Genomic DNA, 12749 nt, shown 5'->3' with positions numbered 1-12749 from the left:
TCGCCGGGAGGAGGAAACGTGGCCAAGCACGTCTTCGTGACGGGTGGGGTGGCGTCGAGTCTGGGCAAGGGCCTCACCGCGTCGTCGCTGGGTCGGCTCCTCCGGGCTCGCGGCCTGCGGGTCACGATGCAGAAGCTCGATCCCTACATCAACGTCGACCCCGGAACCATGAACCCGTTCCAGCACGGCGAGGTCTTCGTCACCGACGACGGCGGTGAGACCGACCTCGACCTCGGCCACTACGAGCGCTTCGTCGACGTCGCTCTCCACCGTGACTCCAACGCCACGACAGGCTCGATCTACCAGTCGGTTCTCGCCAAGGAGCGGAGGGGCGCCTACCTGGGCCAGACGGTCCAGGTGATCCCACACATCACCGACGAGATCAAGGACCGGATCCTGCGGCTCGCCAACGCCGAGGACGTCGACGTCGTGATCACCGAGGTCGGCGGTACCGTCGGAGACATCGAGATCCTCCCGTTCCTCGAGGCGATCCGGCAGTTCCGCAAGGACGTCGGGCGGGAGAACGTCTTCTACACCCATGTCACGCTCGTTCCGTTCATCGGCCCGTCCGGTGAGCAGAAGACCAAGCCCACCCAACACTCGGTCACGGAGTTGCGCAGCCGCGGAATCCAACCCGACGCCATCGTGTGCCGATCGGACCGCCCGATCCCCGCACAGCTCAAGAGCAAGATCTCACAACTCTGCGACGTCCCCGAAGAGGGGGTCGTGTCGGCGATCGACGCACCGAACCTCTACGAGATCCCCCTCGTGCTCCACGACGAAGGGCTCGACTCCCTCGTGTGCCGAACGTTCGAGATCGACGGCCGCGAGCCCGACCTCGCCGACTGGGAGGCCCTGGTGCGCCGCGTCGAGGCCGCCGAGGACGACGTCCACGTCGGCCTCGTCGGCAAGTACGTCAACCTCCCCGACGCCTACCTCTCGGTGGTCGAGGCCCTCAAGCACGGCGGCTACGCCTGCGGCGGCAGAGTCGTCATCGACTGGATCCCCGCCGACGACGCCGAGGGCCTCCTGGCCGAGGGCCGCCTCACGGGCCTCGACGGCATCGTCGTACCCGGCGGGTTCGGGGTCCGTGGTGTGGAGGGGAAGATCGCGGCAGCGGCCTACGCCCGCGAGCACGGCGTCCCGTACCTCGGGCTCTGCCTCGGGATGCAGTGCGCGGTGGTCGAGTTCGCCCGCAACGCGTGCGGGCTGGCCGGAGCGAACTCGGCGGAGTTCGACGCCCAGACACCCCACCCGGTGATCGACCTCATGGACGACCAGCGCGACGTCGTGGAGAAGGGGGGCACGATGCGCCTCGGCGCCTACCCGGCCAAGCTCAAGCCCGGCACGGCCGTGTACGAGGCGTACGGCGACGAGGTCGTCTACGAACGCCACCGGCACCGCTACGAGGTCAACAACCGCTACCGGGGCCAGCTCGAGGAGTTCGGCCTCGTGTGCTCGGGGACCTCCCCCGACGACCGGCTCGTCGAGTTCGTGGAGCTGCCCCGCGGCACTCACCCGTTCTACGTGGCGACGCAGGCGCACCCGGAGTTCAAGAGCCGGCCCGACCGTCCCCACCCCCTGTTCGCCGCGTTCGCGAGAGCGGCCCACGATCGGGCGGAAGGGCGATCGCCCCGCCTTCCCATCGGCCGGTCGGTGTGACGGGGTTTCGCGTCACGGACTCCACACCCCTGTTGAGCAGCGGGTTCCTCGAGGTCACGAGCGAGCACATCGTCGGGCCCGACAACGAAGCGCACGAACGGACGATCGTCCGTCACCCGGGAGCGGTGTGTGTTGTTCCCGTCGTCGCCGACCACACCGTGCTCATGGTCCGCCAGTTCCGGGTCGCCACGTCCGGTGACCTCCTCGAGGTCCCCGCGGGCCGTCGCGATGTCGCCGACGAGCCTCCGGCCGAGACCGCCCGGCGCGAACTCCGTGAGGAGGTCGGCCTCTCGGCGGAACGACTCGTGAAGCTGGGTGAGTTCTACAACTCACCCGGCTTCTGCACGGAATACATGCACTGCTACGTCGCACCGTCGGTCTCCGACCTCGGGGGATCGACACCGATCGGTCCGGAGGAGCGCGCCATGTCAACCGTCGACGTGCACTTGGACGAGCTGGAGGAGCTCGTGGCGCGCCGCGAGCTCGTCGATGCGAAGAGCATCGTGGCCCTGTTCCTCAGCCGCTCCTACCTCGCCGGTTCCCATGCCGGGATCTCCGGCTGACGCCGATGCGTCGCCGCGTGGCGATGCCTCCGGGCGATCGGACGACAGCGACGCCCTGAGCCTGCTCCTGCGCGAGCACGAGACCTGGCTGCGCGTCGAGCGGGGCCTGGCGGAGAACTCACTCAACGCGTACCGGCGGGATCTCCGCCGCTACGCACGCCACCTACGTGAGCGCGGTGTCGATGACCCGTCCACGATCGGTGAGGAGCTGGTGGTCGCCTATGTGGAGCGCCTCCGGAACGCCAGGGACGACGACGGTGAGCCGGTCTACGCAGCCTCGTCAATCGCCCGGGCACTCGTCGCCGTCAGGTCCTTCCACGGCTTCTGTGCCTCGGAGGGCCTCCTGGCCGACGATCCGAGCGAGGAGGTCGGTGCTCCACGGGTACCTCCCGGAATACCGAAGGCGCTGAGTGAGGTCGAGGTCGAGGCACTTCTCGACACCGTCGAGGGCGACGAGCCGCGGGCGTTGCGCGATCGGGCGATCCTGGAGACGCTCTACGCCACGGGAATCCGGATCAGCGAGCTCGTCGGGATGGATCTCGACGACGTCGATCTCGTCGATGGCACGATCCGTGTGGTCGGCAAGGGCAACAAGGAGCGGGTCGTTCCCATCGGCCGTACCGCACGCACGGTTCTCCGCTCCTATCTCGACACCGGCCGTGGCGAGTTGGTCGGACGTACGAATCCCGTCGGCGGACCCGCCGTCTTCCTCAACGCGCGCGGTGGTCGCCTCACACGTCAGGGCTGCTGGAAGATCGTGGGGCGGGCCGGAGAGCGCGCGGGTCTGGCGGATCGCCTGTCGCCGCACGTGCTGCGGCACTCGTGTGCGACCCACATGCTCGACCGCGGCGCCGACATCAGGGTGGTCCAGGAGTTGCTCGGCCACGCCAGCATCTCGACCACGCAGGTGTACACGAAGGTGTCCCCCGACCGCCTGCGGGCGGTCTACGAGGCCGCGCACCCCCGTGCCGTGTCGGGGAACTGACGTCCGGAGAGCTCGTCCCGGGCGGTACGATGGGGACATGGCCGACGTGACGCACGCACCCCATCGCGAGCAGCTCGCCGAGGAGCGACGTCATCTCGTCGAGCAGTTGGCCGAACTCGGCTACGGGCCGGAGGGGAAGCTCGACTACGACGAGGGCTTCGCCGACACCGGACAGGTGACGGCTGAGCGTGGGGAGGCCGAGGCCCTCGCCGGAGCGCTCACCGAGCAACTCACCGACGTCGACGACGCCCTCACGAAGCTCGAGGACGGCCGTTACGGGCGATGCGAGGGATGTGGGGGGGCGATCCCCGAAGCACGTCTCGAGGCATTGCCGGCGGCCCGACTCTGCATCACCTGCGCGTCCGCCGGCTCCTGACCTCCCGCCTCCCGCGGTCCGTGGACGTGTCCAGGAGGGAGACGGTCGCCCACCTCGTCCACCTCGCCCGGCGCTTCGTCGAGTCGCTGGCTCCGTCGCCCGTGAGCGAGGCGGAGTCGCGGTGGCTCGACGAGGTCCTGACCCCGTCGGAGCGCCACCTCTTCGAGGGAATGGCTCTCCACGACCGGCGCCACGCCCTCGAGGTCGCCCGTCGTGTCGACCGCGCCCTGGTCGGTTCACGTCAGCGCGGGAGACGCGAGTGGGTCGTGGCAGCCCTGTTCCACGACGTGGGCAAGACGGAGTCGGGGCTCGGGATCGCGGGCCGGGTGGCCGCCACGGTTCTTGCGCTCGGTCTCGGGCGCGACGCCGTGATGGCATGGGCAGGCGCACCAGGCCCGAAGCGGCGCTTCGGCGTGTATGTCGACCACCCCGCCATCGGCGCGCGCCTGATCCTCGATGCCGGCGGTCCGCCGGCCGCTGCCCGGTGGGCCCTCGTCCACCAGTCCACCACCGCAGACGTGCCCGGGATGCCCGAACGTGTGCGACGGGCGCTCCTCGACGCCGACGACGACTGAGCGCGCCTGCCCAGGGAGTGCTTCAGGCCCGGCGGCCGTGGTGCCGATAGACGGGAGGTGAACGATCCCTACTTCGTGCGCCAGAGCGCGGTCGGTCCCGGAGCGGGTGCTGCCACCGACGACTTCTCCGAGGACCCCGAGACGCGCGCCCGCCCCCGCTACCGGGGGCTCGGTCGCGGGAGGCTCGTCCTCCTGGCTCTGCTCGCTGTGGTCGCCGGGTGGCTCCTGTGGGCGAGCCGCACCGAGGGTGGGATCTCGGCACGCGTGGAGGACGGCCTCGACTCGATCCGCTCCGCGGTCGGTCTCGACGACACCGACCCGACCCTGCGCAACGCCGAGGAGGCCTTCGGCGACGTGTGGGACGCCCAGGGGAACTATCTCACCGGCCGCGAGCAACTCCAGGTGCTGATGCCCGAGATCGACTGGGTGTCGGATCTCGACTACGAGATCTGCCCCGGGGCACGGGCAACGGTCCTGGTCGTCCACACCGCCGGCGGTATCCGGAGCCGGCTGCTCCTCGACGGTGAGCGGATCGGCCACGACGTGGAGGGGACGGCCGTGTGTCCGACCGACTACGCCGATCCGGCTCCCTGGGAACGCTGAGTCGACCGGAGCGACGGCGTCAGCGCGCGGGGCGCAGGAGCCCGGCCGCGTCGCGGGCGCGCTCCACGACGGCGTCCGCCACGGCCGACGCCTTCGAGGCCCCGAGGACGAGGGCCTCGTCGACGGCGTCGGGGTCCCGCTCGAGTGCCGCGTAGCGCTCCCGGAGCGGTGCGAGGTATCCGGTGACGGCGTCGGCGACGGCATCCTTCAGATCGCCGTAGCCGGCGCCGGCCATCTCCTCTTCGATCTCCGCTACCGGCCGGTCACTCACGACGCTCAGGATCTCGAGGAGGTTCGACACACCGGGCTTGTTCTCGGGGTCGTAGACGACCTCGCGGCCCGAGTCAGTGACAGCGGAACGGAACTTTCTCCCCACCACCGACGGCTCGTCGAGGAGGAGGACGGTGCCCTGGGGAGACTCCGATGACTTCGACATCTTGGAGGTTGGGTCCTGGAGGTCCATGACGCGCGCGCCGACCTCTGGAACGGTCGCCTCCGGCACGACGAACGTGTCGCCGAAGCGGTTGTTGAACCGCTGTGCGATGTCGCGGGCGAGTTCCAGGTGCTGGCGCTGGTCGTCGCCCACCGGGACGCGGTCTGTGTCGTGACTCAGGATGTCGGCGGCCATGAGGACCGGATACGTGAACAGCCCGACGCTCACCGACTCCTGTCCGCCCGACTTGTCCTTGAACTGGGTCATACGTCGGAGCTCCCCGAAGGATGCGACGCAGCTCAGGAGCCAGGTCAGCTCGGTGTGGGCCGCGACATGGCTCTGGACGAAGAGTGTGCACCGCTCCGGGTCGAGCCCCGCCGCCAGCAACAGCGTGGCGGTGCGCCGCGTGGCGTCCGCCAGGGCATCGCGGTCGTAGGGGACGGTCATGGCGTGCAGGTCGACGACGCAGAAGACGGCGTCGTGGTCGTCCTGGTCCCGGACCCACTGGCGCACGGCCCCCAGGTGGTTCCCGAGGTGCAGCTCACCTGTGGGCTGGATTCCGGAGAAGACCCGCGGCATGGCGGGTGAGCGTAGCGTCCTCCGGTACGATCCCGGTGATGGCCTACGAGGTCGCCACCCCCGTCTACGAGGGCCCCTTCGACCTCCTCCTGCACCTGATCCTCTCCGATGAGGTCGACCTGTGGGAGGTGCCCTTGGCGCGCATCATCGACGCCTACCTCGACGAGCTCGAACGGATGGAGAGCCTCGACCTGGAGGTCGCCACCGAGTTCCTCCTCATCGCCGCCACGCTCGTCGAGTTGAAGGCGCGACGCCTCCTCCCGAGCGGGGAGGAGATCGAACTCGACGAGGAACTGCTGCGCTTCGAGGAGCGCGATCTGCTCCTCGCCCGGCTCCTCGAGTGCAAGACCTTCAAGGATGCCGCCGCCGCCTTCGAGGATCGTGCGGCGCACGCCGCGCGGTCGGCTCCCCGCACGATCGGCCCCGAGGAGCCCTACGCCTCGATGGCTCCCGACCCGCTCGAGCGCATCTCGCCCACGGAGCTGCGCGAGGCGGCCATCCGGGCGATGACCGTCCCCGAGAGCCCGTCGGTCGCGACCGACCATGTCGCACCCATCCGGGCCAGCGTGAAGGATGCCGTGACGACCGTCCTGAGCATCCTGGAGGCCACCGGCCCCACCACCTTCCGGGCGCTGGTCGTCGGGGTCACGGACCGTCTCGAGTTCGTGGTCCGGTTCCTGGCCGTGTTGGAGCTGTGCAAGCAGGGTGCCGTGGAGATCGATCAGGTCACGACCTTCGGCGACCTGACCGTCCGCCCCCTCGAGCTCGACATCGACGCTACAGCGCGCGTTTCGCTCGACGACTGGGGTGAGGACGACCCGGCCGTCTCCGGTGGGGCGCCCGGAAGCGAGGAGGAGTTCGCACGGTCATGACCGGTCCTGCCGAGCCCGCCGACATCGACCTCACACGAACGGCGACTCGCCGGGCGATCGAGGCCGTCGTCCTCGTCGCCACCGATCCCGTCGAGCCGGGCATGCTGGCGCAGCTCCTCGAGGTGCCCACCGACGTGATCGAGGAATGCGTGGCCGAGCTCCGGGCCGAGTACGAGGACCAGGAGAGGGGATTCGTGCTCGCCACGGTGGCCGGTGGCTACCGCTTCCAGACCCACCCGTCGCAGTCCGACTACATCGAGCGTTTCGTCCTCGAGGGTCAGCACCCGCGCCTGTCGCCGGCCGCTCTCGAGACGCTGTCGATCATCGCCTACAAGCAGCCGGTCTCCCGTGGCCAGATCGCCGCTGTGCGGGGTGTCAACGTCGACGGTGTCGTGCGGACCCTGCTCACCCGCGGCTACATCGAGGAGATCGGCCGCGACCCGGGTCCCGGCAACGCTGCCCTCTACGGAACGACGTTGCTCTTTCTCGAGAGGCTCGGGCTGGGCTCGCTCGACGATCTGCCCTCACTCGGTGACTTCGTACCCGACGCCGGGATCGTCGAGGCACTCGAGCGTGGGCTGCGCGCCCCCGACGACGTGCCCGACACCGTGGCCGAGGCCATGCACGAACCACCGGGTGTCGACGACCTCCTGGGCGACACCGACGAGCCCGGCACGGGGTGACGGCTCCCGAGGGCGAGAAGCTCCAGAAGGTGCTCGCCCGCGCGGGGCTGGGCTCACGCCGGTCCTGTGAGGGGCTCATCGCCTCGGAGCGCGTGCGCGTCAACGGCGATCTGGCGACTCTCGGTCGTCGCGTCGATGTCGACACCGATGTCGTCGAGGTCGACGGCTCACGTATTCCGGTCCGCCCCGGTCTCGTCTACTACCTGTGCAACAAGCCGGCCGGCACGGTCACGACGGCCGCCGACACCCACGCACGTCCCACGGTGGTCGACCTCGTTCCCGACGAGCCTCGTGTGTTCCCCGTCGGGCGCCTCGACCTCGACACGACCGGGCTCCTGATCCTCACGAACGACGGTGAACTCACCCAGGCTCTCACCCACCCCGGCCACGGCGTCGCCAAGACCTACCTCGCCGAGGTCGACGGTGTGCCGCGACCGTCCGCACTTCGGCTGTTGTGTCGGGGCGTCGATCTCGAGGACGGTCGCACGGCCCCCGCGCGTGCACGCATCATCCAGAAGAGGTCCGACAGCGCTGCACTGGAGATCGTGCTGCACGAGGGGCGCAAACGTCAGGTCCGGCGCATGTGCGATGCCGTCGGCCATCCCGTGAAGCGACTCGTACGGACGCGCATCGGCGATCTCGCCGATCCCGGGCTCGGGCCGGGTGAGTGGCGCGAGCTGAGCGACGCGGAGGTGCGCTCCCTCTACGCGGTCGCGGGCCTCCCGCCGGTCGGGACGAGCGAAACGACCGGAGGCGACGAGGGGACCGACGGGTAGGCTCGCCCCTCATGCGACTCCTGGCTCTTCGCGGTGCCGTCACCTGCGCCGAGAACACCTCGGAGGAGGTTCACGCCCAGACAGGGCGCCTCATCGAGGAGATGCTGTCGCGCAACGATCTCACCGACGTCGACCTGGTGAGCATCATCTTCACCGCCACCGACGACCTCACGGCCGAGTTTCCCGCAGCAGCGGCACGGGCTCTCGGGCTCGGTCACGTTCCACTCCTCTGCGCCCGCGAGCTCGCCGTCGACGGCGCGGTGGAGCGCTGTATCCGCGTGATGATGCACTGCTACTCCGAACGCTCCCGCGACCAGCTCCACCACGTCTACCTCGACGGCGCCCGGGTGCTGCGCGACGACCTCCCGGAGTAGGCGTGGAGCGCGTCGGGCTGGTCGGAACCGGCCTCATCGGAGGGTCGCTCGGACTGGCGCTGCGCGCCGCGGGAGTCGACGTCGTGGGTTTCGACGCCGAGCACGACCGGGCCGAGGAGGCCATGGCCTGCGGCGCGATCGACGCCGTTGCCCCGACGCCCGAGGCCTGTGCCGGCTCCGACCTGACCGTCGTCGCCGTTCCGGTGAACGCCATCGTCGAGGTCGTGGGTGTGCTGCTCGACGCCGGCGCACCGGCGGTCACCGATGTCGGGTCCGTCAAGGGGCCCGTGGTCCACGGTGTCGAGCGGGCCCGACCCGCCGCCGCGGAACGCTTCGTCGGTGGGCATCCGATGGCCGGGTCGGAACAGGAAGGGGTCGCCGGAGCCGACGGACGCCTCTTCAATGGAAGTACGTGGGTTCTCACACCCACACAGAACACCGGGTCCGACGCCTTCGGAACCGCCCGGGCACTCGTGGACACTGCCGGTGCCGAGGCCGTCGCCCTCGGTCCCGACGAGCACGACGCCCTCGTGGCCATGGTGAGCCACGTTCCCCAGCTGGCCGCCTCGACCCTCATGGATCTGGCCGCGGCGCGGGGAAGCGACCATCGGGCGCTTCTCCGCCTCGCCGCCGGCGGGTTCCGTGACATGACGCGTATCGCGGCCGCCGATCCGGCCATCTGGCCCGACATCTGCGTGAGCAACCGCGACGCCATCGTCGAGGCACTCGACCGGTACGTCGACGCGCTCGGTCGGATCCGCGACGTCGTCGCCGACGGCGAGCGCCAGGGGCTCCTCGACGTTCTCGAGCGTGCCCGCACCGCTCGCCGGAACCTGCCGATCGCTGCCGTGGAGTCCGGTGATCTCGTGGAGATGCGGGTGCCCGTACCCGATCGCCCCGGGGTCCTCGCCGAGGTCACGACCACCGCCGGGCGCCTCGGTGTCAACATCCTGGACGTCGAGATCGCTCACTCGACCGAGGGTCCCGCCGGGGTCCTCGTGATCACCACGCCCCGCGAAGACGCCACCGAGTTCGAATCCGCTCTTCGCTCAGCGGGCTACCACCCGGCCGTCTCCCCGATCGTGTGAGGGTGGGTCGTGGGCGCGGCGTTCCCCGACACCGTGACGATCACCGGAGGTGTGCCTCTGCACGGCTCGGTGAGGCCACCCGGCGACAAGTCGTTGTCGCATCGGTGCCTCCTCCTCGCAGCGATGGCCGAGGGGCGGAGCACGCTCCGGGGCCTCGGGTCGGGTGATGACGTCGCCAGGACCCGGGCGGTGATCGAGCACCTGGGCGCTGTGGTCGCCCTCGACCCCGGGCGCGGGACAGTCACCGTCGACGGGCCGGGCCTCGAACACCTCCGACCGGTGGCGACGGACCTCGACTGCGGGAACTCGGGCACGACCATGCGCCTGGTGGCCGGGCTCGCCGCGGGTCTCGACGGGACGACGGTGCTCACCGGGGATGGGTCACTTCGATCACGGCCCATGGACCGCGTCGTGGAACCGCTGCGCGCCCTCGGCGCCGACATCGAGGCGGCCGACGACGGGCTCCACGCGCCGCTGCGGATCCGTGGTGGCCGGCTGACGGGCCGGCGGGTCGAGTGCGGGGTGGCCAGCGCACAGGTGACCTCGGCCCTGGTGCTCGCGGGCCTCCAGGCGGAGGGCACGACGGAGATCGTGGAGCCCGCTCCGAGCCGCGACCACACCGAGCGGATGCTGCGCGCACTCGACGTCCCGGTCGAGCGCCGCGGTGACATCCTCAGGGTCCGGCGCGGTGCACCGCGTCCCTTCTCCTTCGACGTGCCGGGCGACCCGTCCTCGGCGGCATTTCTCGTGGTCGCGGCAACGCTCGTCCCGGGGTCGGCCATCGTCGTGGAGGATGTCGATGTGAACCCGCTACGCATCGGGTTCGTGGAGGTCCTGCGCCGCATGGGAGCGGACATCGACATCACCGAGCGCGGGGAGCGCCTGGGAGAGCCTGTCGCCGACATCGTGGTGCGGGCGGCATCACTGTCGGGTACCGACATCGACAGCGACGAGATCCCCGGAGTCATCGACGAGCTCCCGGTCCTGGCAGTGGCCGCGGCCTTCGCGGTGGGAACGACGCGGATCAGGGGCGCCGGCGAGCTGCGCGCCAAGGAGAGCGATCGCATCGCCACCGTGTCGACGGAGCTGGCGAGGCTCGGCGCCGCGGTGGAGCAGCTCCCCGACGGCCTCATCGTGGGCCCGGGTGAGCTCCACCCCGGTGACTTCGTCGCGCACGGCGACCACCGTGTCGCCCTGGCCGCCGCCACGGGATCCCTGGGCCTCCCGGGTACATCCACCGTCTCGGGCTGGGGTGCGACCGCCGTGTCCTATCCAGGTTTCCTCGACGACGTGGCGCGACTGCAGGTCGCCGCGTGAAGAACGTGATCGCGATCGACGGCCCGTCAGGGGCGGGGAAGTCCACGGTTGCCCGCGCGCTGGGAGCCGAGCTCCATCTCGACGTTCTCGACACCGGGGCCATGTACCGCGCAGCCACGATCGCCGCACTGCGGGGTGGCGCCGACCTGTCGCGCGAGGCGGAGGTCTCGAACGTCGTGAGAGGCACCACCGTCACCGCGGAGGGTGGTCGCGTCACGCTCGACGGCACTGACGTGACCGACGACGTCCGCACGCCGGAGGTCACCGCTGCCGTGTCGGCCGTGGCCGCCAACCCCGCAGTCCGGGAGATCCTGGTGTCGGCCCAACGTGCGTGGCTGGCGTCGCGCCACGCCGGGATCGTGGAGGGTCGCGACATCGGTACCGTCGTCTTCCCCGATGCCGCGGTCAAGATCTACCTCACGGCCAGCGACGAGGAGCGTGCTCGTCGGCGTAGCGCCGACGAGCACGCGGCTCAGCGCTCCTCGAGCGTGTCGGCGGAGCGCCAACGTCTGGCCGAGCGCGACCGGTTGGACAGCACACGTTCCACGTCACCACTCGCCCGGGCGGCCGACGCGCTCGAGATCGACTCGACCCACACGTCGGTTGGTGAGATCGTGTCCACCGTCGCCCGGCTCTTCCGTGAACGGACGAGCCCGACCCGGGGAGGCGGCGACACCGGAGGGGGAGAGGGCCCGGGATGAGCTGGCGACTGAGGCTCTACGCGGTGGTCCGGGCCATCCTCGACGCGCTGTGCCGCTTCGCGTTCCGCGTCCGGGTCAGCGGCGCCGATCGGCTGCCCACCACGGGTGCCTACGTCCTGGCGCCCTCCCACCGCTCGATCATCGACATCCTCGTGTGCTCCACCCTCACGAGGAGGCGGCTGCGCTTCATGGCCAAGGTGGAGCTGTTCCGGGTACCGGTCCTGGGAACGTTCCTGGGCCTGATGGGGTCGTTCCCCGTGGAGCGCGGGGCGGCCGACCGCCATGCCATCCGCGCCGGAGCCGACGTGCTGGCCGGTGGCGAGGTGCTCGTCGTCTACCCGGAGGGAACGCGGGCGTACGGGCCCGAGATCGTGGAGCTCCAGCGTGGTGCCGCTTACCTGGCCGTGAAGGCGGGTGTACCCGTCGTGCCGGTCGGCATCGGGGGAACCGAGAACATCCTGCCGAGCGGTGCCAAGATCCCGAAGCTCCACCAGGTCGCCATCGTCGTCGGTGAGCCGATCCCCTCACCCACCAACGACGGCACGGCGCGTCGCGACGACATCCGAGAGGTCACCGATCGGCTGCGCGTCGAGCTCCAGCAGGTGTTCGAGACGGCCTGTCGACTCGCCGAGAGCCGCGACCACCTCTGAGCCCCGGGTCGCCCCGGCCCGGACATCGCTCAGGGATGTCTCAGACGCTGCGTCTCAGAAGCTCCGCGCCAGTTGTGTGCCGAAGAAGGCGGACGCGATCGCGGCGAGCAGCCCGAGCCCGGCGAGCATCCCCGACCACATCCGCATCTTCCGTGCGGCCCCGGGGTCCTCGAGGCGCCCGGCGCGTGCACCGACCACCTGATGGATCAGGATGGCGGCACCCGAGAGGAGGACCAGCCACAGCTTGACCGAGAGCGTGCTGATCCAGGCGTCGGACACGAGGTCGAGATCCGCGTCGATGAGGTTCCAGGCGCCCGTGAGCAGGAGCACACCGTAGGCGGGCCAGGCGACCATCCGGAACCGGCGCGCGACGCCGGCGACGACCTCGGGACCCGCCGGGCGCAGCAGCGGGACGATGGCGACCAGGATCACCTGCCCGCCGATCCAGATCGTCGCGGCGAGGATGTGGAGGAAGATCCGGACTTCGGCGGACGTGACGTCGAGCACTGTGG

General features: G+C 70.4%; 16 protein-coding genes. 14 read left to right on the top strand and 2 right to left on the bottom strand.

Going from position 1 to position 12749, the window contains the following annotated elements:
- Positions 1 to 18 precede the first annotated feature (18 nt).
- From R3A49_03065 to R3A49_03040, 6 genes are read left to right on the top strand one after another with little or no spacing between them, the layout of a single operon-like run.
- Positions 19 to 1662 (top strand): CTP synthase, encoded by a 1644-nt coding sequence (locus tag R3A49_03065; protein MEZ5169711.1) that lies wholly within the window; start codon positions 19 to 21, stop codon positions 1660 to 1662.
- Complete coding sequence (locus R3A49_03060) at positions 1659 to 2225, top strand: NUDIX hydrolase (protein ID MEZ5169710.1); 567 nt, start codon at positions 1659 to 1661, stop codon at positions 2223 to 2225. The genes R3A49_03065 and R3A49_03060 overlap by 4 nt, the downstream gene beginning before the upstream one ends.
- Complete coding sequence (xerD, locus tag R3A49_03055; protein MEZ5169709.1) at positions 2206 to 3210, top strand: site-specific tyrosine recombinase XerD; 1005 nt, start codon at positions 2206 to 2208, stop codon at positions 3208 to 3210. Before R3A49_03060 ends, xerD begins: the two co-directional genes overlap by 20 nt.
- A 37-nt stretch (positions 3211 to 3247) precedes the next feature.
- Positions 3248 to 3586 (top strand): TraR/DksA family transcriptional regulator, encoded by a 339-nt coding sequence (locus tag R3A49_03050; protein MEZ5169708.1) that lies wholly within the window; start codon positions 3248 to 3250, stop codon positions 3584 to 3586.
- Between the two features lie 20 nt (positions 3587 to 3606).
- Positions 3607 to 4161, top strand: coding sequence for a hypothetical protein (locus R3A49_03045; protein ID MEZ5169707.1), 555 nt, complete (start codon positions 3607 to 3609; stop codon positions 4159 to 4161).
- 57 nt (positions 4162 to 4218) lie between these two features.
- A complete protein-coding gene (locus R3A49_03040; GenBank protein ID MEZ5169706.1) occupies positions 4219 to 4764 on the top strand; it encodes a hypothetical protein in 546 nt (181 codons plus the stop codon).
- 19 nt (positions 4765 to 4783) lie between these two features.
- On the opposite strand, the gene trpS is transcribed toward R3A49_03040, so the two are convergent.
- Entirely contained in the window at positions 4784 to 5776 is a 993-nt protein-coding gene (gene trpS, locus R3A49_03035) for a tryptophan--tRNA ligase (protein MEZ5169705.1), read from the bottom strand.
- Between the two features lie 38 nt (positions 5777 to 5814).
- Here trpS and R3A49_03030 point away from each other — a divergent pair, with 38 nt between their 5' ends.
- From R3A49_03030 to R3A49_02995, 8 genes are read left to right on the top strand one after another with little or no spacing between them, the layout of a single operon-like run.
- On the top strand, positions 5815 to 6648 hold the full coding sequence (locus tag R3A49_03030; protein ID MEZ5169704.1) for a ScpA family protein: 834 nt from the start codon (positions 5815 to 5817) through the stop codon (positions 6646 to 6648).
- Positions 6645 to 7331, top strand: a complete 687-nt coding sequence (scpB, locus tag R3A49_03025) for an SMC-Scp complex subunit ScpB (protein ID MEZ5169703.1) — start codon at positions 6645 to 6647, stop codon at positions 7329 to 7331. The genes R3A49_03030 and scpB overlap by 4 nt, the downstream gene beginning before the upstream one ends.
- Positions 7328 to 8107, top strand: a complete 780-nt coding sequence (locus R3A49_03020) for a pseudouridine synthase (protein ID MEZ5169702.1) — start codon at positions 7328 to 7330, stop codon at positions 8105 to 8107. Before scpB ends, R3A49_03020 begins: the two co-directional genes overlap by 4 nt.
- A gap of 11 nt (positions 8108 to 8118) precedes the next feature.
- Entirely contained in the window at positions 8119 to 8481 is a 363-nt protein-coding gene (aroH, locus tag R3A49_03015; GenBank protein ID MEZ5169701.1) for a chorismate mutase, read from the top strand.
- 2 nt (positions 8482 to 8483) lie between these two features.
- A complete protein-coding gene (locus tag R3A49_03010; GenBank protein MEZ5169700.1) occupies positions 8484 to 9569 on the top strand; it encodes a prephenate dehydrogenase in 1086 nt (361 codons plus the stop codon).
- Positions 9570 to 9578: 9 nt separating this feature from the next.
- The gene (gene aroA, locus R3A49_03005) at positions 9579 to 10886 is read left to right on the top strand and encodes a 3-phosphoshikimate 1-carboxyvinyltransferase (GenBank protein ID MEZ5169699.1); all 1308 of its coding nucleotides are present in this window, start codon (positions 9579 to 9581) and stop codon (positions 10884 to 10886) included.
- Positions 10883 to 11587 (top strand): (d)CMP kinase, encoded by a 705-nt coding sequence (cmk, locus tag R3A49_03000; GenBank protein ID MEZ5169698.1) that lies wholly within the window; start codon positions 10883 to 10885, stop codon positions 11585 to 11587. The genes aroA and cmk overlap by 4 nt, the downstream gene beginning before the upstream one ends.
- Positions 11584 to 12237, top strand: coding sequence for a lysophospholipid acyltransferase family protein (locus tag R3A49_02995; GenBank protein ID MEZ5169697.1), 654 nt, complete (start codon positions 11584 to 11586; stop codon positions 12235 to 12237). Before cmk ends, R3A49_02995 begins: the two co-directional genes overlap by 4 nt.
- Before the next feature lie 54 nt (positions 12238 to 12291).
- Here the strand turns inward: R3A49_02995 and R3A49_02990 are convergent, their stop codons facing one another.
- Positions 12292 to 12744 carry a hypothetical protein gene (locus R3A49_02990; GenBank protein MEZ5169696.1) on the bottom strand — a complete coding sequence of 151 codons (453 nt, stop codon included), beginning with the start codon at positions 12742 to 12744 and terminating at the stop codon, positions 12292 to 12294.
- Positions 12745 to 12749: the final 5 nt, after the last annotated feature.

The sequence above is a fragment of the Acidimicrobiia bacterium genome (assembly GCA_041394025.1).
Classification (GTDB): Bacteria; Actinomycetota; Acidimicrobiia; order IMCC26256; family JAOSJL01; genus JAOSJL01.
This window is presented reverse-complemented; position numbering and strand designations above follow the sequence as displayed.

Coding starts and splice junctions, on each gene's coding strand:
- trpS (MEZ5169705.1), bottom strand. CDS start 5,776: ATGCCGCGGGTCTTCTCCGGAATCCAGCCCACAGGTGAGCTGCACCTC.
- aroH (MEZ5169701.1), top strand. CDS start 8,119: ATGCGACTCCTGGCTCTTCGCGGTGCCGTCACCTGCGCCGAGAACACC.
- R3A49_02995 (MEZ5169697.1), top strand. CDS start 11,584: ATGAGCTGGCGACTGAGGCTCTACGCGGTGGTCCGGGCCATCCTCGAC.
- scpB (MEZ5169703.1), top strand. CDS start 6,645: ATGACCGGTCCTGCCGAGCCCGCCGACATCGACCTCACACGAACGGCG.
- xerD (MEZ5169709.1), top strand. CDS start 2,206: ATGCCGGGATCTCCGGCTGACGCCGATGCGTCGCCGCGTGGCGATGCC.
- R3A49_03050 (MEZ5169708.1), top strand. CDS start 3,248: ATGGCCGACGTGACGCACGCACCCCATCGCGAGCAGCTCGCCGAGGAG.
- R3A49_03030 (MEZ5169704.1), top strand. CDS start 5,815: ATGGCCTACGAGGTCGCCACCCCCGTCTACGAGGGCCCCTTCGACCTC.